The organism is Cohaesibacter sp. ES.047 (assembly GCF_900215505.1).
In the GTDB taxonomy this organism is placed as follows: Bacteria; Pseudomonadota; Alphaproteobacteria; order Rhizobiales; family Cohaesibacteraceae; genus Cohaesibacter.
On the sequence record NZ_LT907844.1, the window covers coordinates 3,590,870 to 3,616,972 of the forward strand.

General features: G+C 54.1%; 25 protein-coding genes. 10 read left to right on the forward strand and 15 right to left on the reverse strand.

The window, feature by feature from the left end; all coding sequences use genetic code 11:
- Positions 1-44 precede the first annotated feature (44 nt).
- Together glyS and CPH65_RS16405 are read right to left on the reverse strand one after the other, a co-directional pair.
- Positions 45-2,117, reverse strand: coding sequence for a glycine--tRNA ligase subunit beta (glyS, locus tag CPH65_RS16400; RefSeq protein ID WP_096174864.1), 2,073 nt, complete (start codon positions 2,115-2,117; stop codon positions 45-47).
- A gap of 313 nt (positions 2,118-2,430) precedes the next feature.
- A complete protein-coding gene (locus CPH65_RS16405; protein WP_096174865.1) occupies positions 2,431-2,949 on the reverse strand; it encodes a TetR/AcrR family transcriptional regulator in 519 nt (172 codons plus the stop codon).
- Between the two features lie 188 nt (positions 2,950-3,137).
- On the opposite strand from CPH65_RS16405, the gene CPH65_RS16410 reads away from it, so the two are divergent.
- A complete protein-coding gene (locus CPH65_RS16410; RefSeq protein ID WP_096174866.1) occupies positions 3,138-4,175 on the forward strand; it encodes an aldehyde reductase in 1,038 nt (345 codons plus the stop codon).
- Positions 4,176-4,278: 103 nt separating this feature from the next.
- On the opposite strand, the gene CPH65_RS16415 is transcribed toward CPH65_RS16410, so the two are convergent.
- From CPH65_RS16415 to mobA, 5 genes are all read right to left on the reverse strand, one after another.
- Complete coding sequence (locus tag CPH65_RS16415; protein ID WP_172891538.1) at positions 4,279-5,130, reverse strand: ABC transporter permease; 852 nt, start codon at positions 5,128-5,130, stop codon at positions 4,279-4,281.
- Positions 5,127-5,837 (reverse strand): ABC transporter permease, encoded by a 711-nt coding sequence (locus tag CPH65_RS16420; protein WP_096174867.1) that lies wholly within the window; start codon positions 5,835-5,837, stop codon positions 5,127-5,129. Before CPH65_RS16420 ends, CPH65_RS16415 begins: the two co-directional genes overlap by 4 nt.
- A 66-nt stretch (positions 5,838-5,903) precedes the next feature.
- A complete protein-coding gene (locus tag CPH65_RS16425; RefSeq protein WP_096174868.1) occupies positions 5,904-6,677 on the reverse strand; it encodes an ABC transporter substrate-binding protein in 774 nt (257 codons plus the stop codon).
- A gap of 457 nt (positions 6,678-7,134) precedes the next feature.
- Positions 7,135-7,707, reverse strand: coding sequence for a molybdopterin-guanine dinucleotide biosynthesis protein B (gene mobB, locus CPH65_RS16430; RefSeq protein ID WP_096174869.1), 573 nt, complete (start codon positions 7,705-7,707; stop codon positions 7,135-7,137).
- Positions 7,708-7,754: 47 nt separating this feature from the next.
- Complete coding sequence (mobA, locus tag CPH65_RS16435) at positions 7,755-8,495, reverse strand: molybdenum cofactor guanylyltransferase MobA (protein WP_244574431.1); 741 nt, start codon at positions 8,493-8,495, stop codon at positions 7,755-7,757.
- A 243-nt stretch (positions 8,496-8,738) separates the two neighbouring features.
- On the opposite strand from mobA, the gene apbC reads away from it, so the two are divergent.
- The gene (apbC, locus tag CPH65_RS16440; protein WP_244574432.1) at positions 8,739-9,893 is read left to right on the forward strand and encodes an iron-sulfur cluster carrier protein ApbC; all 1,155 of its coding nucleotides are present in this window, start codon (positions 8,739-8,741) and stop codon (positions 9,891-9,893) included.
- A gap of 23 nt (positions 9,894-9,916) precedes the next feature.
- On the opposite strand, the gene CPH65_RS16445 is transcribed toward apbC, so the two are convergent.
- From CPH65_RS16445 to moaA, 3 genes are all read right to left on the reverse strand, one after another.
- Positions 9,917-11,125 carry a multidrug effflux MFS transporter gene (locus CPH65_RS16445; RefSeq protein ID WP_157747746.1) on the reverse strand — a complete coding sequence of 403 codons (1,209 nt, stop codon included), beginning with the start codon at positions 11,123-11,125 and terminating at the stop codon, positions 9,917-9,919.
- Between the two features lie 128 nt (positions 11,126-11,253).
- Positions 11,254-12,219, reverse strand: coding sequence for a DMT family transporter (locus CPH65_RS16450; RefSeq protein WP_096174871.1), 966 nt, complete (start codon positions 12,217-12,219; stop codon positions 11,254-11,256).
- A 62-nt stretch (positions 12,220-12,281) separates the two neighbouring features.
- Positions 12,282-13,307: a GTP 3',8-cyclase MoaA gene (gene moaA / locus CPH65_RS16455; protein WP_096174872.1), complete on the reverse strand. Its 1,026-nt coding sequence runs from the start codon at positions 13,305-13,307 to the stop codon at positions 12,282-12,284.
- Between the two features lie 279 nt (positions 13,308-13,586).
- Here moaA and CPH65_RS16460 point away from each other — a divergent pair, with 279 nt between their 5' ends.
- On the forward strand, positions 13,587-13,943 hold the full coding sequence (locus tag CPH65_RS16460; RefSeq protein ID WP_096174873.1) for a gamma-butyrobetaine hydroxylase-like domain-containing protein: 357 nt from the start codon (positions 13,587-13,589) through the stop codon (positions 13,941-13,943).
- Positions 13,944-14,053: 110 nt separating this feature from the next.
- On the opposite strand, the gene CPH65_RS16465 is transcribed toward CPH65_RS16460, so the two are convergent.
- A complete protein-coding gene (locus tag CPH65_RS16465) occupies positions 14,054-14,650 on the reverse strand; it encodes a L,D-transpeptidase (RefSeq protein ID WP_096174874.1) in 597 nt (198 codons plus the stop codon).
- Positions 14,651-15,194: 544 nt separating this feature from the next.
- On the opposite strand from CPH65_RS16465, the gene CPH65_RS16470 reads away from it, so the two are divergent.
- The 3 genes from CPH65_RS16470 (at position 15,195) to tnpA (ending at position 18,949) form a co-directional block, all read left to right on the forward strand.
- Positions 15,195-16,499, forward strand: a complete 1,305-nt coding sequence (locus CPH65_RS16470; protein ID WP_096174875.1) for an autotransporter outer membrane beta-barrel domain-containing protein — start codon at positions 15,195-15,197, stop codon at positions 16,497-16,499.
- A gap of 368 nt (positions 16,500-16,867) precedes the next feature.
- A complete protein-coding gene (locus CPH65_RS16475) occupies positions 16,868-18,172 on the forward strand; it encodes a hypothetical protein (protein ID WP_157747747.1) in 1,305 nt (434 codons plus the stop codon).
- Between the two features lie 342 nt (positions 18,173-18,514).
- The gene (tnpA, locus tag CPH65_RS16480; RefSeq protein WP_096175682.1) at positions 18,515-18,949 is read left to right on the forward strand and encodes an IS200/IS605 family transposase; all 435 of its coding nucleotides are present in this window, start codon (positions 18,515-18,517) and stop codon (positions 18,947-18,949) included.
- A gap of 92 nt (positions 18,950-19,041) precedes the next feature.
- Here tnpA and CPH65_RS16485 read toward each other — a convergent pair whose 3' ends face one another.
- Positions 19,042-20,658: a fumarate hydratase gene (locus tag CPH65_RS16485; protein ID WP_096174877.1), complete on the reverse strand. Its 1,617-nt coding sequence runs from the start codon at positions 20,656-20,658 to the stop codon at positions 19,042-19,044.
- A gap of 220 nt (positions 20,659-20,878) precedes the next feature.
- Between CPH65_RS16485 and CPH65_RS23975 the strand changes: the two genes are divergently transcribed.
- Together CPH65_RS23975 and CPH65_RS16495 are read left to right on the forward strand one after the other, a co-directional pair.
- A complete protein-coding gene (locus CPH65_RS23975; protein WP_157747748.1) occupies positions 20,879-21,094 on the forward strand; it encodes a hypothetical protein in 216 nt (71 codons plus the stop codon).
- A 29-nt stretch (positions 21,095-21,123) separates the two neighbouring features.
- Positions 21,124-21,498: a DsrE family protein gene (locus tag CPH65_RS16495; protein ID WP_096174879.1), complete on the forward strand. Its 375-nt coding sequence runs from the start codon at positions 21,124-21,126 to the stop codon at positions 21,496-21,498.
- A 91-nt stretch (positions 21,499-21,589) separates the two neighbouring features.
- Here CPH65_RS16495 and CPH65_RS16500 read toward each other — a convergent pair whose 3' ends face one another.
- Positions 21,590-22,165 carry a DoxX family protein gene (locus tag CPH65_RS16500; protein WP_096174880.1) on the reverse strand — a complete coding sequence of 192 codons (576 nt, stop codon included), beginning with the start codon at positions 22,163-22,165 and terminating at the stop codon, positions 21,590-21,592.
- Positions 22,166-22,546: 381 nt separating this feature from the next.
- Between CPH65_RS16500 and fumC the strand changes: the two genes are divergently transcribed.
- Complete coding sequence (gene fumC, locus CPH65_RS16505; RefSeq protein WP_096174881.1) at positions 22,547-23,938, forward strand: class II fumarate hydratase; 1,392 nt, start codon at positions 22,547-22,549, stop codon at positions 23,936-23,938.
- 195 nt (positions 23,939-24,133) lie between these two features.
- Positions 24,134-24,781 (forward strand): GntR family transcriptional regulator, encoded by a 648-nt coding sequence (locus tag CPH65_RS16510; protein ID WP_096174882.1) that lies wholly within the window; start codon positions 24,134-24,136, stop codon positions 24,779-24,781.
- 45 nt (positions 24,782-24,826) lie between these two features.
- Here the strand turns inward: CPH65_RS16510 and CPH65_RS16515 are convergent, their stop codons facing one another.
- Together CPH65_RS16515 and gph are read right to left on the reverse strand one after the other, a co-directional pair.
- Positions 24,827-25,144: a hypothetical protein gene (locus tag CPH65_RS16515; protein WP_157747749.1), complete on the reverse strand. Its 318-nt coding sequence runs from the start codon at positions 25,142-25,144 to the stop codon at positions 24,827-24,829.
- Positions 25,145-25,363: 219 nt separating this feature from the next.
- On the reverse strand, positions 25,364-26,041 hold the full coding sequence (gene gph / locus CPH65_RS16520; RefSeq protein WP_096174884.1) for a phosphoglycolate phosphatase: 678 nt from the start codon (positions 26,039-26,041) through the stop codon (positions 25,364-25,366).
- Positions 26,042-26,103 lie beyond the last annotated feature (62 nt).

The window sequence follows — 26,103 nt, forward strand, 5'->3', positions numbered from 1 at the left end:
GAAAAGGGCAGCCATGTGGGCTGCCCTTGTTACTTCAATCCGGCTTACCCGGAGATTTTCGAGAAATCCGCAACCGTCAGGGTGGTCTTGCGGATTTGCGTCAGCATCTTCAGGCGATTGGCGCGCACATCTTCGCGTTCGTCATTGACCAGAACCTTGTCAAAGAAGGCATCGACCGGATCGCGCAGGATCGCAAGGGCGGTCATCGCTGCTGCAAAATCCTCGGCAGCAACGGCCTCAGCTGCGGCAACACTGGCCTTCTCGATTGCGGACGCGAGAGCGACTTCTTCGGGTACATGAAGATGGGCTTCCTCCACATCACCCGCGAAGGTCATGCCGGATTTCTTCTCTTCTGCCCGCAGGATGTTGGCGGCGCGACGATAGCCGGCAAGAAGGTTTGCACCGTCTTCGGTTGAAAGAAAGGAGCCAAGCGCTTCAACCCGCTTGGAAATCATCAGGATGTCATCCTGATTGCCCAGTGCGAAGACAGCATCGAGAAGATCATGCCGGGCACCCTTGTCGCGAAGGTGGACACTGAGCCGGTCTGCAAAGAAGGACAAGAGATCATCGCCTTCCGCGAAGCCATCTCGCGCCGTCTTGAAGATTTCAAGCAGTGGCAACCGGATCTGGTTTTCCTCCAGAATGCGTATGACGCCGAGGGCGGCACGGCGCAGGGCGAACGGATCCTTTGAACCGGTCGGTTTCTCATCAATGGACCAGAAGCCGGTCAGAAGATCGAGTTTGTCAGCAAGCGCCACAGCAATTGAAACCGGGTTGGTCGGCACGGCATCAGACGGGCCCTGCGGTTTGTAATGCAGCTCGATGGCCTCTGCGACGCTAGCGTCCTCATCCTGTGCCAATGCATAATAGCGGCCCATAAGCCCTTGAAGCTCAGGGAATTCAAACACCATGTCCGTGACTAGATCGGCTTTGGCAAGGGTCGCCGCGCGGACCGCCTTGTCCTCGTCGGCATCGACGAGTGGCGCAAGTGCGCCCGAGAGTGAAACCAGACGGGAAACGCGTTCACTCTGGGTGCCCAGTTTCTCGTGAAAGACCATATTGTCGAGCTTGTAAAGGCGGGTTTCAAGACCGGTCTTGAGGTCGGTTTCCCAGAAGAATTTGGCGTCGGACAGACGTGCGCGGACGACCTTCTGGTTGCCCGCAACAATGGTCGCACCATCGTCGGGCGCTATCAGGTTGGAGACCAGAATGAACTTGTTGGCCAGTTTGCCGCTCTTGCCGTCCTTGAGAACAAAGCATTTCTGATGCTCGCGAATGGAGGTTTGGATGACTTCGTCTGGCATGTCGAGGAAGCTCTGCTCGAATTCACCCATCAGTACGACGGGCCATTCGACAAGGCCGCCGACTTCTTCCAGCAGGCCCGCATCTTCAACCAGCTCCAACCCTTGCGCAAAGGCGAGGGTCTTGGCGTCGTTGAGGATAATATCCTTGCGCTCGTCAAGATCAAGAATGACCTTGCGGGCCTTGAGTTCGGCCTCATAATCCTCGAACCGTTTCACAGCAAAGCTTTCCTTGCCGTGGAACCGGTGACCACGAGTTTCATCGCCACTCTTGATGCCTTCGATCTCGAAGGGGACAACCTCGGCCACATCACCTTCGACAGAAAGCGTGCAGAGGATTGAATGCAGCGGACGAACCCAGCGCAGGGCGCCTTCACCGGCCTGTCCCCACTTCTGGCTTTTGGCCCATGGGAACTTGCGGATGACATCTGGCACCAGATCGGCAATGATCTCTTCAGCCTTACGTCCCGGCTTGTTGATTATTGCGACATAGAAGTCGCCCTTCTTGGGATCGGACTGGATGGTCGCCTCATCAATGGACGATAGCCCTGCACCGCGCAGAAAGCCTGCGAGCGCCTTTTCCGGAGCACCCACGCGCGGTCCCTTGCGCTCTTCCGAAATGTCCGGAGACGAAGCGGTCAGGCCCGAGACAGTCAGCGTCAGTCGGCGCGGCGTCACATAGGCGCGCGCTCCTTCATAGGTCAAACCGGCTTCCACGAGACCGCCGGTGATCAGCTTTTGCAAATCGTCAGCAGCGCGGCGCTGCATTCGGGCCGGGATTTCTTCGGAAAAAAGCTCAAGCAGAAGGTCTGGCATGGTGGTCTCGACTTAAGATCTGAATTGGATGGGTCTCGGGTGTCTGACCTAGCAAGGTGAGCCAGAAATGTCACTGATAAAATGTGTTTGGCGAGGAGTTAGCAGGGCAAAATGACCCTATGACGCTGATTGAAGCAACCGGCTGTCGTTATGGGGCAAGATATCACATCGAACCGTCAGCCTGATCGGTTCAAGGTCGAGAGCTTGAGAATAATCTGCGGATACAGTTGGGAGAAGGGCGCGTCGTCTGTTCTCGATCACACACATGACCAAGTGCTCGGTCCGAATAAAAACCCAAGGCTGGGCCAAACGGTCAAATAAAGAGATTGACCAGACAACGAAGCTGGCGCTCCAATTCCTCTTTGCTTTTTACTAACATTTTGATGCCTTCCGCTGAGCGGACAAGCACCGTACCCATTTCGTCCTCCTGGTCTCGGCCCATCAGGCTGTTGAGCCGTATGGCCAGCCGCAGACGGGCGGCTTGAGATTTTTCAACGCCCAGAGACCGGTTCTGCTCGAACAGCTCATCTGAATGCGGTCCGGTCATGACAAGATCATAGTAGTAGAGCATGTAGCCGACCAGATAGCATGCAAGGGCCTCATGAGGGTTATTCGTCTCAGATCGCGCTAGCTCGGCGGCGTCAAACGCTTCTTCGATCACGACATCAAGCAGATGCGAGAAGATGTCTTCCTTGTTGGAAAAATACTGATAGATCGCCGAACGGGAGATGCCCGCAGTCTGCGCGATATCGTCCATCGAGCTGCGGCGAAAGCCATAGAGCAGAAAGCACTGTTTGGCAGCACCAAGGATATCTGATCGGGTATTGGTCATGGTCGACTTCTAGTCCATTGTTCTTGGCCAAATCAAGCAGACAAATGGTTCGGGAAAATCTTGAAGTGACAATATGACATTATATATGTAAAGTGTCAGAATGTCGATCTCCGGTTCGCAGCGAAATTCTGGTTGATTGGCAACGATTTTGGGCAAGTGTTTAGAATATTACGAGGGGGAATAGAATTATGGACAAAACGGACACACAGGTCTTGGTCACGGGGGCATCGGGGTTTCTGGGGGGTCATATCGTGGCACAATTGCTTGAAGAGGGATACCGGGTGTGCGGTTCTCTTCGCTCCCTGAGCAAGGCTGATCATGTGCGCCAGACGATGAAAACCGCTGGTGTGGATGATCAGGCGCTCACGTTTGTTGAACTCGACCTGATGAAAGATGCAAATTGGTCCGTTGCCATGACAGGCGTGGACTATCTTATTCACGCAGCTTCTCCCTTCATAACCTACATTCCGAAGGACCCGGAAAACGAGGTCATCAAGCCTGCGGTGAACGGAACGAGACGGGCGCTGGAAGCAGCTCTTGCGAGCGGTGTGAAGCATATCGTTTTGACGTCGTCAATGGCCTCTGTCTGCTATGGGCATGGCAAAGAAGGCAAAGTCAAATCGTATGGCCCCGAGGATTGGTCCAACCCGGATGCGCCGGATATGGTTCCCTATTTCCGGTCCAAGACGCTCGCAGAGCGCACAGCTTGGCAGCTCATGCAAGCCGCTGGACGGGAACAGGATTTGTCGGTCGTCAATCCCGGTTTGATTCTGGGGCCAATGCTCGACGAAGATCCGGGCACGTCGGGTGCCGTCATCCAGAAAATGATGAAGGGCGGTTTCCCCGGATCCCCGAAAATCAGCTTCAACTGTGTCGATGTGCGTGATGCGGCCCGACTGCATGTTCTGGCCCTGCAACAGGAAGAGGCGAAAGGCCAGCGCATCCTTGCGGCAGGAAACCCGGTTCTGATGGCCGACGTTGCCAAACTGCTGGCTGAGCTGTTTCCCGCCTACGCCAAGGCTTTGCCGACCCGCACTGTCCCGGCCTTGCTCGTCAGTCTGATGTCGATGTTCGATGCCCAGACGCGCTCGGTGCGCGACCGTATTGGTGAGTGGCATCATCTTGACGCATCATTGGCGAAATCGATGCTTGGACGAGACCTGATCCCCTTGCGCGAAATGACAGAAGCGATGGGCAACTCCCTGATCGCCAACAAGCTGGTTTAAAAGATCAGAACAGGGATATCAGCGCCGGGACGGTGCCAGTTGGGGTGTATGCCACACCCTGCGGCAACGCGGGGGAGTGCCCCTTGCTGGGAAAGTTTCGACCCTAGCCGTCCCGCCGCAAATGGCGCGTCAGACGGTCTTCCATAATATCCCACAACCGCCGCATGATCTCGACAAACAGCAGATAGAAGATCGCCGCGTAGATATAGGCCTGAAAGTCATAGGTCTGGGAGAAGGCGCGGCGTGTCTCACCCATCAGATCATAAACCGAGATGATGGATACCACGGCAGAGCCCTTGACCATGAGAATGATCTCGTTGCCATAGGGACGCAGCGCAACAATCAGAGCCTGCGGCAGGATCACCTTGAAAAAGGTCACCAGTTTGGGAAGACCAAGGCTCTTGGCCCCCTCGATCTGGCCACGCGGCACGTTCATGATCGCGCCCCTGAGGATCTCTGCCTGATAGGCAGCGGTGTTCAGGGTGAACGACAGCAGCGCGATGGACCAGCTGTCACGGAACAGCCACCACAGATGAAGGTCTTGCCAGAAGGGTCGAAACTGCCCAAAGCCGTAATAGAGCAGAAAAAGCTGCGCTAGCAGCGGCGTGCCACGGAAGAAGTAAATATAGGCGAACGATAGTCGGTTGAGCAGCAGGTTTGACGACATACGCCCAAAGGCGATGGGCAAGGAAATAAGGCCGCCAAGCACGAGTGATAAAAAGACGAGTTGGAGCGTGGTCCAAAAACCGGCCACATACTTGGGCGCGTAACGCGCCATGTAGTCGGCGTCATAGGAGCTGTAAAGAAACCAGACGATGCCAATGAAGAAGGCACCCCATGCAGCGAGCATGAAGAGTCCGGAAACCCGGCTTTTTGTCAGGAGCTTGCCTCGGATGGCGTCCGGAGCGCGCCGCGCCTCGATCAGGCCACTAGAGATATAGGGTTCGGTGTTCATGACCGCACCTCACCGCGCCGTACCCGCTTTTCGATGCGCTCAAGGCCGACCGAAGACAGGAAGGTGAGCGCTAGATAGATCAGGCAGGCAATGGAGAAGAACAGAAAGGCTTCTTTGGTATTCCGCGCCGCAAGACCGGTCTGACGCATGGTATCGGCAAGACCAATGACCGAGACAAGCGATGTTTCCTTGAGCATGATCAGCCACAGGTTGGAAAGGCCGGGAAGGGCCAGTTTGATCAACTGAGGTATGATTATAAGCCGCATGGTCTTGGGCCAGGATAACCCCAACGCAAAGGCCCCTTCATATTGTCCCTGATTGATCCCCTTGAAGGCTGACAGGAAGACCTCACTCGAATAGGAGGCAAAGACGAAGGATAGGGCGATCATGCCAGCGACAAACGAATTCACTTCGACGTGGATCCCGAAGACCTTCTGGAACAGGAGATTTATGAGGATCTGACCGCCATAGTAGACGATGAACAAGGTGAGCAGTTCAGGCAGGCCCCGGAATATCGTTGTGAAGATCTTGGCACTGGCCTGTACGGTCTTTTCTTTGGCATTGATACCCAGAGCAAGGAAAAACCCCAGCACCAAGCCGATTGGCAGGGTTGCAAGCCCCAAGAACACCGTGACAAGAACACCCGAAACAATTTCGTCGCCCCAACCATCTGGTCCATAGGACAACAAGGTGAGATAGTCTGTCATCAATACTGCGTACCTGTAAAAAGCCCGGCGGGTGATACCGCCGGGCACTGTCTTCAACAAACTGTCTTATTCGCCGTAAACGTCGAATGTGAAGTATTTGTCGTTGATTTCCTTGTATTTGCCGTTTTCGCGGATGGCGGCGATGGCATCGGAAAATTTGTCAGCCAGCTCGGTTTCGCCCTTGCGAACAGCGATGCCTGCGCCTTCGCCATGAATTTCCGGCACGATCGGGAAAGACCCGACCACTTTGCAGCAGGTGCCAGTATCGGAATTCACCCAATCGGACAGCAGCACGATATCGTCAACAACACCGTCAAGACGACCGGATTCCAGATCGAGTTTATATTCGTCGGTGGTCGGATAGAGTTTCAGCTCGATGCCCGGCAATTTCTGTTCGGCGAAGTTGGAATGGGTGGTGGAAGACTGTGCACCGATAATTTTGCCTTCAAGCGCAGCAGGATCAGCACTCGTGATGTCGGAGTCCTTGAGAACAGCAAGACCGCCCGGGGTGTTGTAATACTTCTTGGAGAAGTCAACTTTCTTCAAGCGATCCGGGGTGATGGACATGGACGCGATCACGGCGTCAAATTTGCCGGCGATCAGGCCCGGGATCATGCCATCCCAATCCTGAATAACGAATTCACATTCGGCTTTCATTTCTTCGCACAGCGCATTGGCCATATCGATATCGAAGCCGACCAGTTTACCGTCGGATGTCAGTTCGTTGAACGGAGGGTAGGCACCCTCGGTCCCAATGAGGATTTTGTCAGCAGCTTGAGCGCCACCGGCTACCATCATGACAGCAGCAGCAGTGAGCGCGAGTTTTTTCAGGAGACGCATGCGATTTTCCCTTTAACATATTGCGTGGCGAGCCAATCACGGAACCCATTTCCGAAGACCGCTCTACAATATCAAGACCTGTTTTAGGTTTCTCTGGATTTGGCGGTGTTAAGCCGCGTGAAGGCATAATCCCATTATTTTAAGTCTTTTGACAACAGACAATCCCGCATATTTGAGAATAGCAATCAATTTCGCCTAAAATCTAGCCTTCTCTGAAAGAAAAGCGCGTTTAGGCAAAGCTATGTGAAACCATATGCGGTATTCTTGGGAAAAGTGATTGATGTGATTGCGGCGGCGTCGCCTCAGCTCACTTGAACCTGCCCGCTTTGCTTAGCAATTAGGCAGGTTCAAGTGGTACCTGCAAAGAATTTGCAGTGAATTGCCCTAGACCAATCGATCCAGTTTCATGCCAGCAAAGCTGACCACGAAGGGGGCTGATTGCTCACGCAAAGGCACGTTAATGCGCGCCATCGGCGCGCGCCACCTCGAGGCCCATCTGTTCGACAATCATGTCAGCCATGCCTTTTACATCATCGATCTGGAAGCAATCGAGCCCCGCAGCATCCTCAAGCAATTCGGGCTGGTCACTGGCAACAGCGACGATCCTGTTGTCGTCAGGCGCAATGGGGGTGGTGTGCTTGGCGTCAGCACGCCGCACTTCAATCTTTGGAAAAGGCTCTGTCTTGTAGCCTTCAACAAGAACCAGATCACAAGGGGCAAGGCGAGGTAGAATCTCACCTAGGCTCGTCTCTTCATCATCGCGCGCTTCATGCATGATCGCCCAGCGCTTGCCTGCCGCGACCAACGCCACTTCGCCCGAACCGGCCTCACGATGCCGATAGCTGTCGGTGCCTTCCTTGTCGATGTCGCAATTGTGGTGCGCATGCTTAACCGAGGAAATGCGATAGCCGCGCGCTGTTAGCTCGGCAATGAGGCGGGTGGCGAGTGTCGTCTTGCCGGAGTTCTTCCAGCCCGTTACGCCGAAGACCCGATGTCCATACCAGCGAAAATCTTGAAAGGATTTGTCCATAACGTGTTTGGCTTTTCTATCTTGTTTGTGTTCTTGATACAGTCTGTCTACGCGCTTTGCTCGGCAAGTCCGGCTGCAATGGCTTCGGCAACTTCGATATCATCGGGGCTGTTGAGGTTGAAGAAGGGATCGATCTCCAAGCCGTCAATCATCATGCCCTGAAACACTGCACAGCTGTTGATGTGCTGAGCGGCAAAAGCCCGCAGTTTACGGTCGCCCGCATTCAAATAGCGCTCTATGTCATCGGCCAGAGCCACCGGCCAGAGTGCAAATGTGGGATGGATCTGATCGCCGGATTGGGCCAGAGTGATCGCAGGGCCGGGGCCTCCCATGGCCATGATCAGCCGGTCCACCAGGTCGTGCGGGAAAAAGGGTGTGTCTGCCGCAGTGCTGATGACCCAGAGGACATGAGCGGCGTTGACCTCGGCCCAGCGCATCGCGGCCAGAATTCCCGCCAGTGGACCCAAATGACCGGATATGCCATCCGCGAGAACGGGGTGTGCGGTTCCAAAGCGTGAGAGATCATCGTTGCCGCTGATCACGATCCCGCCGACTTGCGGGGAGAGGCGACTGACCACGCGAGACAACAGGGTTTCACCGGCAATTTCGAGGAGTGGCTTGTCGATACCGTTCATGCGGCGTGATTGCCCGCCAGCCAGGACAACCCCGAGCGTTCTGTGCGCCCAGCGATTGGACGCACCTTCAGGGGTCTCGCCCTCCATCAGCCGTGCCGCGTAATCAACGGCGAGAGAATCCAGTCGTTGGAGGTCTTCAGGACTTGGTTTCATGGTAGCCTTTCGAAGGGAACTGTGCGGGCCTTGGTGGAGGACACAAATCCGTCCCAACCCCTTGACGCGGGGCCCGGAAAGTTCCAGCTATGAAAGATAGAAACCGGTTTTTCAAGGCCTGGCTGCAGCTTCGCGCGCGAATAGCCGAAAATGTCACCATCATCTCCGGATAACCGCCGGATCGTCCACACCACAAAGTGAGGTCAGCCCCCCGTGTTCTGGAACAGCAAGAGTGATCGCAAAGTGAGCAAGCCCCTAACCAAAGAAGTCATTCAGCAACAACTTCAGACCATCACCTTGCCCGGCAGTCAGGGCGATATCGTCTCGGCTGGCATGGTGTCGGATATTTTCATCAAGGACGGGTCGGTCATGTTCTCCCTATCCGTGGCGGCCGAAAAGGCCGATGACATGGAACCTGTGCGCAAACAGGCCGAGGATCTGGTCAAGTCTCTGGATGGGGTTGAAAAGGTCATGGTGGCCCTCACGGCAGAACGGGCGCCCGGCTCTAGTACCGGTGCGGCTAAACCGGCACCGTCGGCTGCTGCGCAGCGCCCTGCGCGACCACAGCAAGGCGGCGGTCCTGCCAAACTCGAAGTCAAGGGTGTGAAGGACATCGTTGCCGTCTACTCGGCCAAGGGCGGCGTCGGCAAGTCGACCACAGCCGTCAATCTGGCGCTGGCCATGCAGGCCAACGGCCTCAAGGTCGGCATCCTTGATGCGGATATCTATGGTCCGTCCATTCCGCGCCTTCTCGGTATCACCGAAAAGCCCGAAACCTATCCCGGCACGCGGATCCTCAAGCCGCTCAAGGCTCATGGTCTTGTGGCCATGTCCATAGGCCTTCTTGTCGAGGAAGACACCCCCATGGTCTGGCGTGGTCCGATGGTGGTCTCGGCGCTCACCCAGATGTTGCGAGATGTCGCATGGGATATGGAAGGGGAGCTCGATGTTCTTGTCGTCGACATGCCACCGGGGACCGGAGACATTCAACTCACCATGGCCCAGCAGGTGCCTTTGTCGGGCGCGGTCATCATTTCGACACCGCAGGATCTGGCGCTCATTGATGCGCGCAAGGGCATCGCGATGTTCCGCAAGGTGAGCATTCCCATCCTCGGCCTTGTCGAGAACATGAGCTACTTCCTCTGCCCGGATTGCGGCTCCAAGCATGACATTTTCGGCCACGGTGGCGCGCACGCAACGGCCAGCGATATCGACGTGCCATTTTTGGGTGAAATCCCGTTGCACATGGAGATCAGAGAACGCTCAGACGATGGTCAACCGATTGTCGCCATCGAACCCGAGGGCGAGTTCGGCACGATCTATCGCGCCATCGCAACGACAGTCGCGCAATCACTCGAGGGCGCGGTCAAAGCAGCGCCAAAGATCGTTATTGAGTAAAGTCGTTTCTGTGTCGCGCCAGTTTAATCGACTGAGCGCGGCACAAGCAGCGAAAAGCCTACCGCGACAACCGCCGAAGCCGTCATCAACAAGGCCATGGGCAACAGGCTGTCGCTGAGCAGAAACGCGACAAAATAGCTGAAGGCCGCGTTAATGCCCATCATGATGCAACCCGACAGGCCCGACGCACTGCCCGCAAGGCGAGGGTTGACGCTGACCACCCCTGCAATACAGCTGGGAAACACCAGCCCATTGCCTAAGCCGACAAAGAACATGGCGCCAAAGAGCATGGGCGCGTTCTCGATGCCAATCAGGCTGAGCAGAACAATCGCGAAGCAAAAAATGGCTGTGAGCAGGCTGCCCAGCAGAATCATGCGAAAAAGCCCCGCGCGAGAAGCGAAGCGGCCCGAAATGTAGTTCCCAACAGCATAGCCGATCGCAACCAGCATGAAGAACAGACCGTACTGGGTTTTCGACAGGCCGAAAATGTGATCCCCGACATAGGGTGCACCGCCCACAAAGGCAAAGAAGGTGGCACCGACGAACGAGATGGTCATGGTGTAGATCCAGAACGTCCGCATTGTGACCAGTTCGCGAACGTCGCGGCCAAAGGCCCCCAACGAGCTGGCAGACCCACGGTTCACGTTTGTCTCAGGCAAGGTGTACCAACTGGCAACGAGCACAATCGCGGTGATGACAGAAGAGAAGACGAAACCGGCGCGCCAGTTGAAGAAGTCATCAAGCATACCGCCGATCGTCGGAGCAACCATTGGTGCCATCGCCATGCCCATCGTGACATAGCCCAGCATGCTTGCCGCGTCTTTCGGTTCGTGCAGGTCGCGCACAATGGCGCGTCCCAACACAAGCCCTGCCGCCCCGCCTGCGATCTGGATGATCCGTCCGATAATCAGCCCCTCTATACTGCCCGCTACAGCGCAGTAAACCGAGGCTATGAGCGCAAAGACAAGGCCGGTGAGAAGCACCGGGCGCCGCCCGAACTGATCCGACATCGGACCCACGACAATCTGAATGAGGGCCGTGCCGACCAAGCCAAGCGAAAGGGTCAACTGGACAATCGAGGCCGGCGCCGCGAACGTATCCTGCACGCTGGGCATCGAGGGGACATAGATGTTGAGCGCGAGCGGGTTGATCGCCGTCACGGCAACCAGAATCGCAAGAGAAGGACTGAGCGCGCCGGACGGGGCTGGCGGGCGGTCAACTGCGGTGGTCATTTGGTGTCTCCAGGGTGCAACCGGGCGGTCGCGCGGAATGAGGCAGACGGCAACAATCCAGCGAGACATGCATCAAATCAATGCGCAGAGTCCCTGCGGTGGAGTGTCGCCATGGTTGCCTATCGCTATCAGACCGGTCCGTGGGATGCCAGTATTTCTTGCTCCCGCCGCTTGATCTTTTGAATCTGACGTTCGCGGTACATGGTATAAATACCAGCTGACAGGATGAGAATGATACCGAGCCATGTGAGCGCATCGGGAATGTGGCCCCAGATCATATAGCCATAGAACAGCGATATCGGCATCGAAATATATCGGAAGGACGAAACCACAGAGACTTCTCCGTGGGTCATGGCGATGACCACGAGAAACTGACCAAGGGTGAGGAAGATCGCCGCTGCTGAAAGAACAATCAAGGGGGAAGTCCCCACAGGCACCCAACCTTCGCTCGTCCCCAGAACGGCACCAGCCAGACAGGAAAAGGTCATGGTCGTCATCGTTACGACCCAAAGGGAAGAGCCGCTGGGGATCTTGCGCGCAATCAGATCGCGCGTCGAAGCAGCCGCGACAGCACCCAGCACGAACAGGGAATAGAAGTTGAAGCCCTCAAGTCCCGGTCGGACGATGGCAAGCACACCGAGCATGCCGACAAGGACTGAGGTCCAGCGCCGGATGCCGACCGTTTCACCCAGAAAGATCGCTGCCGAGGCAGTTGTAACCAGCGGAATGGTCAGAAGAAGCGCAGATACGTTGGGCAAGGGCAGCCTTTGCAGCGCGATCATGAACAGGATCCCGCTGATTGCCTCTGCAAAAGCCCTGAGTAGAACGATCGGGTTCTTCGCGTCCCGAAACCTGCGCCAGGCACCCGTGAAAGCCAGAATAAGCAAAATCACAAGAACGGCAATGAATCCACGAATGAAGATCACCTGTCCCGGCGGCAGGTCCGATCCCCCAAACTTGGACAGAGTGTCATTAGTAACAAAGCAGAACATCGTCATCTGCATCATGACGATGCCGTAGATGTTGCCCTTGTCGATGCGAGGGTGATTGGTGGTCGTGCGCCCGGATTCCGATCCTTGCGGAGCAGTTGTCATTCGATTGACCTTGAAATTAGGAAGACCGGCTGATTGTACGGGGCACGGGAGAAAGCCTTATCTCACCCGCCGGTTACAGACATATGCCTGCCAATAGACGGACGATTGTTCTCTCTGTCAATGACAAAGTCGTGCCCGAGGGGCTTTCTGGCGATGGCACCACGGATTTCCTGAACCAACAGATCGTTGCTTTCAGAGGCCCGCAATGGCGCGCGCAAATCCACCGCATCTTCCTGTCCAAGGCACATGTAGAGCGTTCCGGTACAAGTGATCCGCACCCGATTGCAGCTTTCACAGAAATTGTGCGTCAGGGGCGTGATGAAGCCGATCCGCCCACCTGTCTCTGCAATCTGCATATAGGTGGCAGGGCCACCGGTCTTGTGGCGGGAAGGAGAAAGCGTCCAGCTTTGCGCGAGCTGCTGTTTGACCTGATCAAGGGGCAGATAAAGATCGAGGCGATCATGGTCAATTTCGCCGAGCGGCATGGTTTCGATGATCGTCAGGTCCATTCCGCGGGCATGACAGAACCGGATCATGTCGTCAAACTCGTCATCATTGACGCCTTTGAGCGCCACCATGTTGAGCTTCAATTTGATTCCGGCGGCGAGTGCTGCCTCGATCCCCTCCATGACGGACCCGAATTTGCCCCAACGGGTGATGGAATGAAAACGATCTTCCCGCAGACTGTCGAGCGAGAGATTGATGCGCTTGACACCCATGGCAGCCAGCTCCGGCGCCATGCGTTTGAGTTGTGATCCATTCGTGGTCAAGGTCAACTCATCAAGAGCACCGCTGTCCAAGTGTCGGGAAAGGGACGATATCAGCGTCAGGATGCCCTTGCGCACCAAAGGCTCGCCACCAGTCAGACGCAAACGGCGAACACCCTGATCAACAAAGGCGGAGCAAAGCCGATCCAGCTCTTCAAGGCTGAGAATGTCCTTTTTGGGCAGAAAATGCATATTCTCTGCCATGCAGTAGAAGCAGCGAAAATCGCACCGGTCCGTGACGGACACCCTGACATAGTCGATCTGGCGACCAAAGGGATCAATCAACGTAGGGGTGCCTTGCGTCTCGGCTTCAAATTGCATGCTTATTTCCTTCTGTCTTCCTTGTCTTTCTGAAGGGGCGATTATAGGCACCATGATCAGGAGGACCACTCACTTTTCTGTGCTGCCAACAGATTCGATGCAGCAGCAGGGGCATGGCTCGTCAATACTACGCATCAGGGTCTGGAATTTGACCTTTTGCCATCACACGTCTAGGTGTCAGTGAGTGACAGACGCGCTCAACACCGTGCAAGCCTGTCAAATTGATGCTCAGTTTGCACGCTAGACTGCCCAACCGATCAACCTTGATGGGATATTGTGATGACTGCTCCATGGCCGACGGAAATCAGACTAAAACAGGACAAGAAAACCCTGTCCGTCACCTTCGACAACGACGAAACCTATGACTTTGCCGCCGAATTCCTCCGCGTCACTTCCCCTAGCGCTGAAGTGCAGGGCCATGGTGCGGACCAGAAGAAGACCATAGCCAGCAAGAAGGATGTGGAGATCATGAAGATCGATCCGATCGGAAACTATGCTGTTCGCCTGTTCTTCACCGATCTTCACGATAGCGGCTATTTCACCTGGGATTATTTTCTGAAATCCGGCAGAGACATGGAAGCTATCTGGCAGGGTTATCTCGACGATTTGGAAACCAAGGGGCTTTCACGGGACTAAATCCAACGATCGCGGCCGGATAAACGCTGACAGAGCCCTCTGTCGATTGAGACGAAAAAAAGCCGGCCCATGAGGACCGGCTTTTTCATTATTGACCGAAGACCAAAAGGTTACTTCTGGTTCGCCTGAATAACGTGAACCCGAGCACCGACTTTGGCGCGTTCGTAAAGATCAATCACGTCTTCGTTGGCCAGTCGAATGCAGCCGGAGGATACGGCCTGTCCGATGGACCAAGGCTCATTGGAGCCGTGAATACGATAGATGGTGGAGCCGATATAGAGCGCGCGTGCGCCAAGCGGGTTGTTCGGTCCGCCTTTCATATGGTGCGGCAGGCCGGGCACGCGCTTGCGCATGGCGGGCGGAGGGGTCCAGCCCGGCCATTCCGCTTTGCGGCTGACGCGATGGGTGCCAGTCCACTGGAAGCCCGGACGACCAACGCCGATGCCGTATTTCACGGCCTTGCCATTACCCAGCAGGTAATAGAGGCGGCGTTCTTTGGTGTTGATGACGATCGTGCCTGCTCTGGCTTTGGAATGAGGGCCGTCATAGCTGACGGTTTTGCGCTTGATCGGAGAGCGTCCGCGATAAGGACCCGATTCTTTCCAGCTCTTGGTGGCGACGTCATAATATTTTGAAGCCTGAGCGCTGGTGAGGGCGACAGCCACACCCAATGCAAGGCTGGCAGCAAAAGTCAAAAGTTTCCGCATTAGTTTATCCCGAATTCTACAACCACGGTTATGCCCGAGCTGTGTGGTGGAACACAATGTCCCCCCGCTGAGGCAATTCTGAAATTCCGAAGGATTTTGACCTGTAATTTTCTAAATATGGTTACCAAGAGCAAGAAATATTTGTCATTCTTCGATCACATTTTTGTTTTCAATGCATCGAAATTGCGACATGTTGTCTTTGAGCAACAGTTTTGGCATGTCTTGGCTGTTTGGATGGCGCAACGCGTTCGTATACGTTTCAATACGAAGTGATATCGGTTTATTTCAAGTTGCACTGAAGTGATTGAACGCCTTTTGGTTTTGTTGTCGATGGCATTCTAAATTACGATTTACTTGATTCGAACGACAGTCGACGCGCGTCAGTGTTGAAATTTGGGCATTCCCTGATAAAACAATGTACCAAATGCAATGCGGACATCACACACATGATTCCGCAAGGGCGCACGGGCGAATGCAGGCAGCTGGTGTCAGTCCCTTTGTAAAAGACCGACAAAAGCGATGGCCTCAGTGAAAGCTTGAAGCAATGAAAACACTTCTCAAACTCACATTGGCCTTTTCTCTTTGCCTTGTGGTTCAGATTGCTTCGCCTGATTTTGCCAATGCCAATTCTGTCAGCAGTTGCAGCACCGACCCCACCCATCCCAACTACGACAAGAAATGCTATGACGAGTGCAATCTGACGGACTATTTCCAGTTCCTCTATGCGACTGCGAGCCGACCACATGAATGCCGGAATATTCCGACGTCCTTCTGGCAATATCAGACACAGGTGGGCGAGGTGGTCGCCAATGGTAAGTCCTCCAGCGCGTCGGCGGCATCCACATCCAGCGCGGCCAGCAAGGTGAATGGCTCAGGGAGCCTGACGCTGACGCCTTCCAGTGCGATCACATCAGGAGCCATGGTCTTGAGCTACGCGCCGGATTTGTCTGATGATGACGGCACCTCAATTCTTGCAACCGATTTTTCTGATCGTGCCGACGACGGCCGCCCCTCACTGGAAAAGGCGATCTGGGTGAAACTGCTCGGGACCATCGGGCGAAAGAACGCTACGCCGGATGTCGCAAGCGTCAAGGTTGAATCCATGGGCATCATGGCTGGAACGGATCTCTACTCCAATGAATTCTTCCGGTTCGGTGTGCTCGGTTCGATTCAGGATGTCGCAGTCGACATCAACGAGAACAACAATCAGATTGATATTACAGCAGCAACGGGCGGCGTGTCAGCAACCTTGGAATTGGGAAAATGGTATCTCGATGGCCTTGGGACCTATGGCACGGAGCGCACAAAGACCAGTCGTAGCATTGATATCGACGGGAGCGGCACGTTTCGCTCCATGCGTTCGCACTATACCAACCGCCGCATCAGCGCTGCGTTCGAGACCGGGTTTCGGTTGACCGCAGGCCGCTTTGTCGTCCAGCCGCTCGCGGGTGTGGATGTCAACTGGCTGATGCAGGATCAGGTTATCGAAGAGGGCAATCGCGATCTGGCTATCTTGACGTACAAGAACACCACCCGGACTGGCAAAACCCGTCTTGGGGCCAATCTGTCAACGGTTATTCTTGGGGACCAGATCACCATCGTGCCAACCATAGGCGGCTTCTGGAGCCATCGCTTTGGTGAATTGTCCAATGCCAACCGCATTTCGACCGATCTGGGATCTTCCTATGAGTTTGTCGGATCCAAGCCGCCGCTTGATGTCGCCAACGTTTACGCCTCGGTGCTTGCAAATCTGACACCCAGTGTTGCGCTGTCTGCCAGCTACTATGCTTCCTTCAACAGCATCGAACGCAACCACACAGGCAACCTCGCCCTGCGCGTTCGCTGGTAAGCCCGGCCAAACAATTCGTTCAAAATCTATTGTCATTCCTAAAGCGTGTGGTGCCCTGTCGCAGGGTATCCTTGCGCAATTATATACAATCATAAGTGTAGTTATGGGAGTATAATTCTTTTGCTTGCATTGCTGCGCTTGACGCAGAATGCCCCGCTCGGGGGAGCAACAGGGGGAATTACGAGGATGAAAAAGCCGGACAAAGGGGCAGAAGGCGCAGTCGGACAAAAACACGAAGATCCCAAGCAAGGGCCCAATGGTGCAGACATGAATGGGGGTCAGACCAAATCTCTCAACATGCAAACTATGATTGCAAAAATTTCAGGAACAATCGTTTCAAGTCCGGCGCAACGGCCGCCTATTTGTTCGTGCTCTACGCTCTGGCGATCTATCTGGCGGTCCTGACGCTGGCAACCCACCAAATCCAACACAAGGTCGCCAATATTCCCGGAGTATCCGATTCCGTTCAGTTCTGGCTGATAAAAAAGGCCTCTGATTTCTATAGAAACCAATATGATGGCTCGACGTCATCCGTTGGTACGACCGAAACCGAACTTAATAAAAAGATCATCAAACTCATCAAAAGCAACACCGCGAAAAGCATAGAAACGAATAAAAAAAGAAGCGATCTAGTTTCCTATATTAATAAATCCATCGGAGATCGTGGGCAGATTTTGCTTAAAGAGCAAAATGAGGAAACATGGCTTTTGCCGAGTACAAAACATAACTTCGCACTAAAAAATGCTGGTAAATACGCAATAAATACAGCAACACTCACAGAACTACACGATGCATTTGTAAAGTCCTATGACGAAAACAAGAAAATCGAGTTGCAGCTTGAAGGATTGCGTGAAATACAAGCCAGAGAGCAGATGAACAAGAAAACTGAACGGGAATTCGAGACGCGCGAATACATCAAGAAATACATTGATAATGCAGACAAGGATTTCGTCCAGCGCATATTTATGCTGTCTATGGAGTTTGGTGAACTTGAAAATCGCTTTTGTATTGGAAAGACCAGAGGCGATATTCAGCCCTTCTGTCCCTTCCAAAATCTAGCCACGACACGTTCGGAGATCCTGACTCTAATACTGGTGATGATTATGGGTGCCGTGGGTGGTCTCATCCATCTGACGCAAGAATATCTTTCCAACGATCAAAGGGTCACGGCTGCCTATTATGTCTTTCGCCCAACTCTCGGGATCCTCGCAGCCTTCGCGATTTTCATTCTTGTCAAAGCGGGAATGCTGGTTGTCGCAGGACAGCAGATGAGCGAGGGCGTTCCGCTAAGTCCATTCTTTGTCTCTTTTCTTGGGATTATTTCTGGTCTTCTTGCTCAGAATGCGATCCAGAATATTCAGGAAGCTGGACTGGGCGTCTTTCGCTCAAACTCCCAAACCGCACATCAGCGCTGGGCCATCGCCGAAGGGGAAAACTCTGCTGCAAAGCTGGCCGCAGAGAAAGACGCCGCCGACTGGCAGCGCCTGAGAGATTTGTTCAACCAGACGAATGGGGTGCTGGAAGATTGGCTTGAAGGAAGAGCTCCTGCCCCTATTCACGCCCAACAAACGATTGCTATGTGGCTGAATAAGGATATTCACGAAATTTTCCACGACATCAAAACCTACAAGGAAGACCAAACGCAGCCCATTACCGAGAAAAACCAGGGTTAGGAGGGGTTTTGGGGAATAGTGCAATAAGAACATGCGCTTATATTGACTTGATGAATCAAGTTGTGCGGATATAGCCTGCTTGAATCAATGTGTGAGCAACCTGAATCTATTTGTGAAGTTGCTCGCGCGGAAGAACCCTGACATTCGAGGGACAGATGCAAGGCATCGCACAAGAGTCTGAAAAGAATCAAAAAAGCCCGGATCGCTCCGGGCTTTTCATTATTCTATCTGAAATAAACCTCCACCTCCGGTGGAGGACTGGACAGGTTCTACATTTTCAGTAAGAGACCTCCTCACTTGAACCATTGGCGTGGTTTTAAGAAAGCAAGCGAGGAGGTTTTTATGGACAAAAATCACCTATCACACAGCACTTGGGACTGCAAATATCACGTGGTCTTCGGGTCCAAGTACCGCACCAAACGTCTCTACGGAGACTTGCGGCTTGAGTTGCGAGATCAATTTAGCAAAGTGGCATCCCAGAAAGGATGCCATATTGAGGAAGGGCATCTGATGCCTGACCATGTTCATATGTTGATCTCGATCCCACCCAAATATTCTGTGGCCCATATAGTGGGGTTCTTGAAAGGAAAAACGGCGCTTTACGTGGCAAACAAATATGCCCGGAAACGTCGTTACAAGGGATATCACTTTTGGGCACGTGGATACTTTGTCTCAACAACGGGCTATCAAGAGGAGGTCGTCAGACGCTATATCCGTAATCAGGAGAAGCAGGACAAGGCATCTGACTATGCCGATATGTTCAAGCCTAATTATTGAAACCTAACAAAACCACTTCTAGTGGTTCAAGCGAAGCGTCTCAAACCTCCCCCTCTGGGGGAGGTCATGACTTGGTCTGAAATGAAGGTGTTTTAGCCGAGATTGAGTTCGGCGAAGAAGTCGTTGCCCTTGTCATCGACGACGATGAAGGCGGGGAAGTCTTCGACCTCAATACGCCACACAGCTTCCATGCCAAGCTCTGGATACTCGACGCATTCGACCTTCTTGATGCAGTCTTTGGCAAGACGCGCAGCTGGTCCGCCAATGGAGCCAAGGTAGAAGCCGCCATGCTTTTCGCAGGCATTGGTCACGGCTTTGGAGCGGTTGCCTTTGGCCAGCATCACCATGGAGCCGCCGAAGGACTGGAACTGATCAACGAAGCTATCCATGCGGCCAGCGGTGGTTGGACCGAAGGAGCCAGAGGCATAGTTGGCCGGGGTCTTTGCAGGGCCTGCATAATAGACCGGATGGTTTTTCAGATACTCCGGCATCGGTTCGCCAGCTTCGAGACGAGCACGGATCTTGGCATGAGCCAGGTCGCGAGCGACGATGAGCGGCCCCGTGAGGCTGAGGCGGGTCTTGACCGGATACTGGGTCAGAATTTTCAGCTGCTCTTCCATCGGCTGGTTGAGGTCGATCTTGACGACGTTGCCGCCCAGCTCTTCAGCGTCGATCTCTGGCAGATACTGTGCCGGATTTTCCTCAAGCTGTTCGATGAAGACCCCGTCCTTGGTGATCTTGCCCTTGCACTGACGGTCGGCGGAGCAGGAGACACCGATGGAGATCGGCAGCGACGCACCGTGGCGTGGCAGGCGAACAACGCGCACGTCATGGCAGAAATATTTACCGCCAAACTGAGCGCCAATGCCCGTGGACTGGGTCATCGCGTGGATTTCTTTTTCCAGCTCCAGATCGCGGAAGGCACGCGCAGTCTCATCGCCAGACGTTGGCAGCTCATCATAATAATGGGCGGAGGCGAGCTTGGTTGTCTTCAGGTTCTGCTCAGCCGACAGGCCGCCAACGGTGATGGCAAGGTGATACGGCGGGCAGGCTGCGGTCCCCAGCGTCTTGATCTTCTCTTCAAGGAAGGCAAGCAGACGATCCTTGGTCAGAAGGGAAGGGGTGCCCTGATAGAGGAAGGTCTTGTTGGCAGAGCCGCCGCCCTTGGCCATGAACAGGAATTTATATTCGTTCTCGCCTTCGGAGAAGATGTCGATCTGGGCGGGCAGGTTGTTGGCGGTGTTCTTCTCTTCGAACATGGAGAGCGGAGCCAACTGGCTGTAGCGCAGGTTCTTCTTGTCGTAGGCATCAAACACGCCCTTGCTCAGCGCACCTTCGTCAGTGCCTTCAACCCAGACCTGAGTGCCTTTCTTGCCAACGACGATGCCGGTGCCTGTATCCTGACACATGGGAAGGACGCCCGCAGAGGAGATGCAGGCATTTTTGAGCAGGTCAAGCGCGACAAACTTGTCGTTGCTGGTGGCTTCGTCGTCATCAAGGATTTTGGTCAGCTGAGCCAGATGATCCGGGCGAAGCAGATGCGCGATGTCGATGAAGGCCTGTTCAGACAGGATGCGCAGGGCTTCTTCCTGAACCACAAGAACATCCTTGCCCTTGAAGCTCTCAACGGAAACGTAATCTGATGTCAGCTTCCGATAAGGGGTTTCGTCTTTTCCTAAGGGAAAAAGTTTGTTTGCCTGATAGCTCATTGTCGGTCCTTGTTTAAAGATCTCGCCAGTTAGGGGAAGGCGACTAGCCGTTAAGGGCTCGGGGATGGTCCGGGTCGCTCTTTCGTCTTGCAAACTATCGATGTGGTATCGAGCTGTCTTTGATCTGGTTGGCCCAAAGAGCACAAGTTCACAACCGGGCAAGGCGAAGAAGGTCGCCACAATTGGTGCAATCATTTGATGGGAATTTCAAGTGCGCCTTATGGCAAAGCAACCAAGCGATAGCCACCATCGAGATGAGCAGAACCAACACCCACTTGTCTGGAAAAATCTGGTATATAAATTTCCATTTTTTAATATTCAAAATATTGCAACTAATGACGTGGCTTGTTATAGCCGGATGGTAATCAACGTATTGATCAATATCCAAATCCAACAAGCCGCAGAAGGTGAGAGCGGGCATCACAGTGCCCGGTAGCTCTCCCTGGTAGGCAAGAGGCGTTTTTCATGGCAACTCAGACAGACTATGTCAGCACCCTGTTCAGCAACATCGACGATCCCAACAAGATCACCGTCGCTTTCACGATGGGTGTCGAAGCGCTCAATCAGGGGCATTCCGCGACGATCATGCTGATGGTCGATGCGGTTCATCTCGCCAAACCTGGCACACTTGATCCGATCGACATCGGCGCACCTTTCAAACCTGCCAAGGAAATGCAGGAAGCCTTTCTTGCTGAGGGCGGCCAGATTCTCGTTTGCAAGGCCTGCATGGTTCATAATGGTGTAGGCGAAGACGAGATCGATCCACGCTTTACGGTGATCTCCGCCCCCGAAGTGATCCCCATGCTGATGGGAGCAAAGGGCTCGTTGCAACTGACCTGATGCGCGTGGTCAGTCAAACCGGAAAAGACAAAAGAAAAAGCCGCCTTTGGGATCAAGGGCGGCTTTCTTGCTTTGGGAGGAGAGTTCTGGTTTAGAAGTATTTCTTGATCAAGCGATCGAGCGAGAAATACCCTCCGCCAAAGGCGGCATAGAGCAGCGTTGCACCCGACCAGAAGAGCGAGTTGGTGACTGCTTTTTGCTGTACCATTCCCATCATGGAACGACCGCCATCTTGCAGGTTGCCAATTGCATCCGGGTGGAACAGGTCAAGATTGGCATTGAGGGCATCAATTCCAGCCTGCGACAGGATCACTTCTGGGTAAGGGTTCGCTATGTGGTAGTATAGCGTCACAAGCAACATGGTGCCGAGCGCCAGTGCAACAGGGCGTGTCAGAAGGCCAAAAGCGAGCAATAAGCCGCCAAAGAACTCAAGGCCGGCCAGAAGAGGCGACCAGAACCAGCCCGGAGTAAATCCTAGACCCTCGACAAAGCCTGTCATGCCCATGGGGTTGAGGATTTTGTCGTATCCTTCGTAGCACATGGCCAGACCTAGCGCGATGCGTAGGACGGACCAAGCCAAAGGTTGAGCGAACTTCTCATAGAATGGCCCCAGGGCGGGAATGATCAGGTTGTCTCTATTGACTTCAAGTGGTGAAGACGTGGTCATGAGGTGGCTTTCCGTGTCTGCCTTTGTCGCTGACCGTATAGAGTGGACAGCGCTTAAAGTTTTGGTTCTTGTCGTTTATAACGCGTACCGGCGTACAAAAGTTCCCCCAATAAACAAATAAATCAACCGCGTTTGGAACCTCACATGCGCGTTTGAATTGACCATATGAGAGCCCGGAACACTCGCTGCCTCAAGGACAAGTCAGCGATGAAACGGGAGTGTGAAATAAATTTGAATGTAAAACTCAAAATATGCCTTCAAAGTGCCGTTTCAAAGACCTAAGTTCAAGAGAAACAACATGGTGACCGGCCCGCAGTTCCTGTTGAAGGGATCATGCCAGTCGATTTCCTCAAGGCGACCTGATCCAAGGAAAGGAAGATCATGACAGACGTGCGAATAGAAACCGACTCATTTGGACCGCTCGAGGTGCCGACCGACAAATATTACGGTGCCCAGACCGCGCGTTCCCTGATCAACTTCCCCATCGGCGAGGAGACCATGCCCAAACCCGTCATTCGGGCTCTTGGCATCATCAAGCGGTCCGCCGCATCGGCCAACCTCAAGCTCGACAATATAGACGAGGCCATCGGCAAGACGATTATAGCCGCTGCGGAAGAAGTTGCCGACGGCAAGCTCAATGACCATTTCCCGTTGTCGATCTGGCAGACCGGCTCGGGCACCCAATCCAACATGAACAGCAACGAGGTGATCTCCAACCGATCTATCGAGATGCTCGGTGGCGAGCTGGGGTCCAAGGAGCCGGTTCACCCTAATGATCATTGTAACCGCAGCCAGTCCTCAAATGACACGTTCCCCACGGCGATGCATATCGCGGCGGCTGAAGAGATCAACAAGAGCCTCATTCCCGCGCTCGAAAAGCTCGGAGGCACCCTCTCGGACAAGTCCAAGAGCTTTGAGGACATCATCAAGATCGGACGCACGCATCTACAGGATGCCACGCCCCTGACGCTGGGGCAGGAATTTTCCGGCTATTCGGCCATGGTCGAGAACAGCATTCGCCGGGTGAGGGGAGCTCTACCTGCTCTTTATGCTCTGGCACAAGGCGGCACGGCCGTTGGTACGGGCATCAACGCCAAGATCGGATTTGCCGAAGCCTTCGCTGATGAAGTATCCAGTTACACGGGACTGCCATTTGTCAGTGCCCCCAACAAGTTCGAGGCGCTCGCCACCCACGATGCCATGGTCGAGGCGCACGGCACCCTCAACTCGGTGGCAGCAAGCCTTTTCAAAATCGCCAGTGATATCCGTTTGTTGGGGTCTGGACCGCGCTCCGGCCTTGGCGAGATCGCCCTGCCTGAGAACGAGCCGGGCTCATCGATCATGCCCGGCAAGGTCAACCCCACCCAGTGCGAAGCCATGACAATGGTTTGTACTCAGGTCATGGGCAACAACACTGCGGTTTCCCTTGCAGGCTCACAGGGGCATTTCGAACTCAACGTGTTCAAACCAGTGATTGCCTATAATGTCATGCAGTCGATTCGCCTGCTTGCTGACGCGGCAAACAGTTTTACCGACAAATGCGTGGTTGGGATCGAAGCCAATGAAGACCATATTCGCGGGCTGATGGAGCGCTCCCTGATGCTTGTTACCGCTCTTGCTCCGCATATTGGCTATGACAACGCCACCAAGATTGCCAAGACGGCGCATAAGAACGGCACGACGCTGAAGGAAGAAGCTGTCAAACTCGGCTTTGTGTCGGAAGAAGACTATGACCGTCTGGTCCGACCCGAAAAGATGATCGCTCCGCAATAAACCCGATCATTGATGATCTGAACCGCAAAGGCTGCCCCAACGGCAGCCTTTGTTGTTTCCGCGGTGAGGTAAAATGTCTCGCCCAATTGATATTGGTCATGCATATTTGCACACCAACGAATATTGAATATTATATTTTAAAACGAGGTGCAAAGGTTTGCAGCCTCTGGACCAGACACAAGATAGGATTCCCATATGGCCCAGATCGTGCGACGGACCACCACGAGCATTGTTGCAGACGAATTGCGCCAGCGCATACTCTCGGGTCAGTTCAAGGAAGGCGAGCAGATTAAACAGGAGGCCATCGCAAACGAACTCGGAGTCAGCCGCATTCCGGTGCGCGAGGCCATGCAAATGCTCGAGGCTGAAGGGTTGATCACGCTCGTTTCACACAAGGGCGCTGTCGTCACCCGCCTAGAAATCGAAGAGATTGAGGAATTGTTCGATGTGCGCATTATGCTCGAAAGCTGGCTGTTCGAACACGCGCTCGACCATTTGACCGAGGCCGACCTGATTGAAGCCGAAGCCGAGGTTGAAAGCATGAAGGCCGCCAAGGATTTTCAGAGCTGGGGAGGGCACAACTGGCGCTTTCATGAGCTTCTTTACAGAACCGCGAGAAAGAAGGCGACTTTGAAGATCGTCCAGCGCATTCATCAGAATATTGATCGCTATATCCGACTTCTGATTTCATCCAAGCCCGAAGCGCTCGAAAACATCCACAATGAGCTGCAGGGATTGGTGGATCTGGCTCGCACCAAAAATGCCGAGACGGCCAGATCGTGCCTTGCCGATCACATCCTGACCACAAAACAGGAATTGCTTGCCAGCATTCGCAAAAGCTGAAGGCAGCAACGTTGGATATTGATGGCCGACAATGCTGCTGTGGATTTACAGAATACGAGACAGAAGCGATGGCATATCGCTCAAACGGCAAAGAAACTGCCCATCGAACAGATGCTCACGTGCTCCGATCAGGATGACGACCGGGCTGCGCTCGTCAACCTCGCCGTCTTCGGACTGGCTGAGGTTGGCTGGCTCTTGTCGTGCAACGCCAGCATCAGGGACAATAGCGGCTGGCACCTCTGCCTGAAGCATGGGTGCCCGGAGCATCGGAAAGGCTTGAGAGGATCCGCAGAGCGCAGCAAAAATCCCGATCGCGAGTACGCTCGAAACTATGGCCTTTTTTGATCCAACCCATCCAGTCATTGTCATCCTCTGTCTTGATCGCAGCTGAAATGATCAAATGACGATGATCCAAAAGGATGAACATAGCCCCACAAACCAACAGATGAAGGGACGAAAAGTGGCCTGTTCGGGGGGATTCTTGCCGCTATGCTTGCTCAAGTGTAAAGGCCTGTGGGATGGAAATAACTTGTTAAGTCCTTGAATTGCTGACCATAAGGGCCGCTCGTCGGCAGATATGGGCTATCGGACCCAAGCCTCCAGTGTCTTGGGAATGTCGGCAAAGGAATCCAGTACGACGTCGGCTCCCAGCGCCTCCGTTGGGATGGCGGTGTAGCCGTAAGTCATGGCAATGACCGGCAGCCCCGCTGCCTGACCGGATTGTACGTCAGCCTGACTGTCACCGACCAGAATGCTGGTGGATGGTTCGCCGCTCATGCGGTCGAGCGCAGTCAGCACGTGATCGGGATGCGGTTTCTTGTTCGGCACAGTGTCCGACCCGCAAATCGTCGCGAATGAGGGAGCAACACCAAGCTGCGTGAGCAGGTCAACCGCCAGAACCTCGGTCTTGTTCGTGCAGACACCCATGCGGATGCCGGCATGGCCGAATTCCTTGATGACATCCTGAACGCCGGGATAAAGCGTACTCGTCTTGCAGATGTTGGCTGCATAATGCGCCAGAAACTGGTCTTGCGCCTCATCAAGGGCACTCGTATCGAGTCTGATGCCATAATGCGAAAAGCCGCGCTCGATGGTGATCCGCGCGCCATATCCAACGATGTCCCGGACCTGTTGCACGGAAACCGGATCGAGATTGTTGAGCCCGAGTACATGGTTGAGAGCGCCGGTCAGATCTGGAGCCGTGTCGACGAGTGTGCCGTCAAGATCAAAGATGATGGAAGAGAAGGGGTAGCTCGTCATGTTCAGTGGCTCCGAAGAAAAGGTAGGGTCTCGGTTCGACAATAGTTGAAGACTGGATAGCC

Excerpts from the sequence above, each read along its gene's own strand:
- mobA (WP_244574431.1), bottom strand. The coding sequence starts at position 8,495 with ATGAAACCAAGTCCTGAAGACCTCCAACGACTGGATTCTCTCGCCGTT.
- mobB (WP_096174869.1), bottom strand. The coding sequence starts at position 7,707 with ATGGACAAATCCTTTCAAGATTTTCGCTGGTATGGACATCGGGTCTTC.
- CPH65_RS16470 (WP_096174875.1), top strand. The coding sequence starts at position 15,195 with ATGAAAACACTTCTCAAACTCACATTGGCCTTTTCTCTTTGCCTTGTG.
- CPH65_RS16450 (WP_096174871.1), bottom strand. The coding sequence starts at position 12,219 with ATGACAACTGCTCCGCAAGGATCGGAATCCGGGCGCACGACCACCAAT.
- CPH65_RS16495 (WP_096174879.1), top strand. The coding sequence starts at position 21,124 with ATGGCAACTCAGACAGACTATGTCAGCACCCTGTTCAGCAACATCGAC.
- CPH65_RS16510 (WP_096174882.1), top strand. The coding sequence starts at position 24,134 with ATGGCCCAGATCGTGCGACGGACCACCACGAGCATTGTTGCAGACGAA.
- CPH65_RS16415 (WP_172891538.1), bottom strand. The coding sequence starts at position 5,130 with ATGAACACCGAACCCTATATCTCTAGTGGCCTGATCGAGGCGCGGCGC.
- gph (WP_096174884.1), bottom strand. The coding sequence starts at position 26,041 with ATGACGAGCTACCCCTTCTCTTCCATCATCTTTGATCTTGACGGCACA.
- fumC (WP_096174881.1), top strand. The coding sequence starts at position 22,547 with ATGACAGACGTGCGAATAGAAACCGACTCATTTGGACCGCTCGAGGTG.
- CPH65_RS16445 (WP_157747746.1), bottom strand. The coding sequence starts at position 11,125 with ATGACCACCGCAGTTGACCGCCCGCCAGCCCCGTCCGGCGCGCTCAGT.
- CPH65_RS16465 (WP_096174874.1), bottom strand. The coding sequence starts at position 14,650 with ATGCGGAAACTTTTGACTTTTGCTGCCAGCCTTGCATTGGGTGTGGCT.
- CPH65_RS16425 (WP_096174868.1), bottom strand. The coding sequence starts at position 6,677 with ATGCGTCTCCTGAAAAAACTCGCGCTCACTGCTGCTGCTGTCATGATG.
- CPH65_RS16500 (WP_096174880.1), bottom strand. The coding sequence starts at position 22,165 with ATGACCACGTCTTCACCACTTGAAGTCAATAGAGACAACCTGATCATT.
- CPH65_RS16405 (WP_096174865.1), bottom strand. The coding sequence starts at position 2,949 with ATGACCAATACCCGATCAGATATCCTTGGTGCTGCCAAACAGTGCTTT.
- CPH65_RS16410 (WP_096174866.1), top strand. The coding sequence starts at position 3,138 with ATGGACAAAACGGACACACAGGTCTTGGTCACGGGGGCATCGGGGTTT.
- tnpA (WP_096175682.1), top strand. The coding sequence starts at position 18,515 with ATGGACAAAAATCACCTATCACACAGCACTTGGGACTGCAAATATCAC.
- moaA (WP_096174872.1), bottom strand. The coding sequence starts at position 13,307 with ATGCAATTTGAAGCCGAGACGCAAGGCACCCCTACGTTGATTGATCCC.
- CPH65_RS16485 (WP_096174877.1), bottom strand. The coding sequence starts at position 20,658 with ATGAGCTATCAGGCAAACAAACTTTTTCCCTTAGGAAAAGACGAAACC.
- CPH65_RS16515 (WP_157747749.1), bottom strand. The coding sequence starts at position 25,144 with ATGACTGGATGGGTTGGATCAAAAAAGGCCATAGTTTCGAGCGTACTC.
- glyS (WP_096174864.1), bottom strand. The coding sequence starts at position 2,117 with ATGCCAGACCTTCTGCTTGAGCTTTTTTCCGAAGAAATCCCGGCCCGA.
- CPH65_RS16460 (WP_096174873.1), top strand. The coding sequence starts at position 13,587 with ATGACTGCTCCATGGCCGACGGAAATCAGACTAAAACAGGACAAGAAA.
- CPH65_RS23975 (WP_157747748.1), top strand. The coding sequence starts at position 20,879 with ATGGCAAAGCAACCAAGCGATAGCCACCATCGAGATGAGCAGAACCAA.
- CPH65_RS16420 (WP_096174867.1), bottom strand. The coding sequence starts at position 5,837 with ATGACAGACTATCTCACCTTGTTGTCCTATGGACCAGATGGTTGGGGC.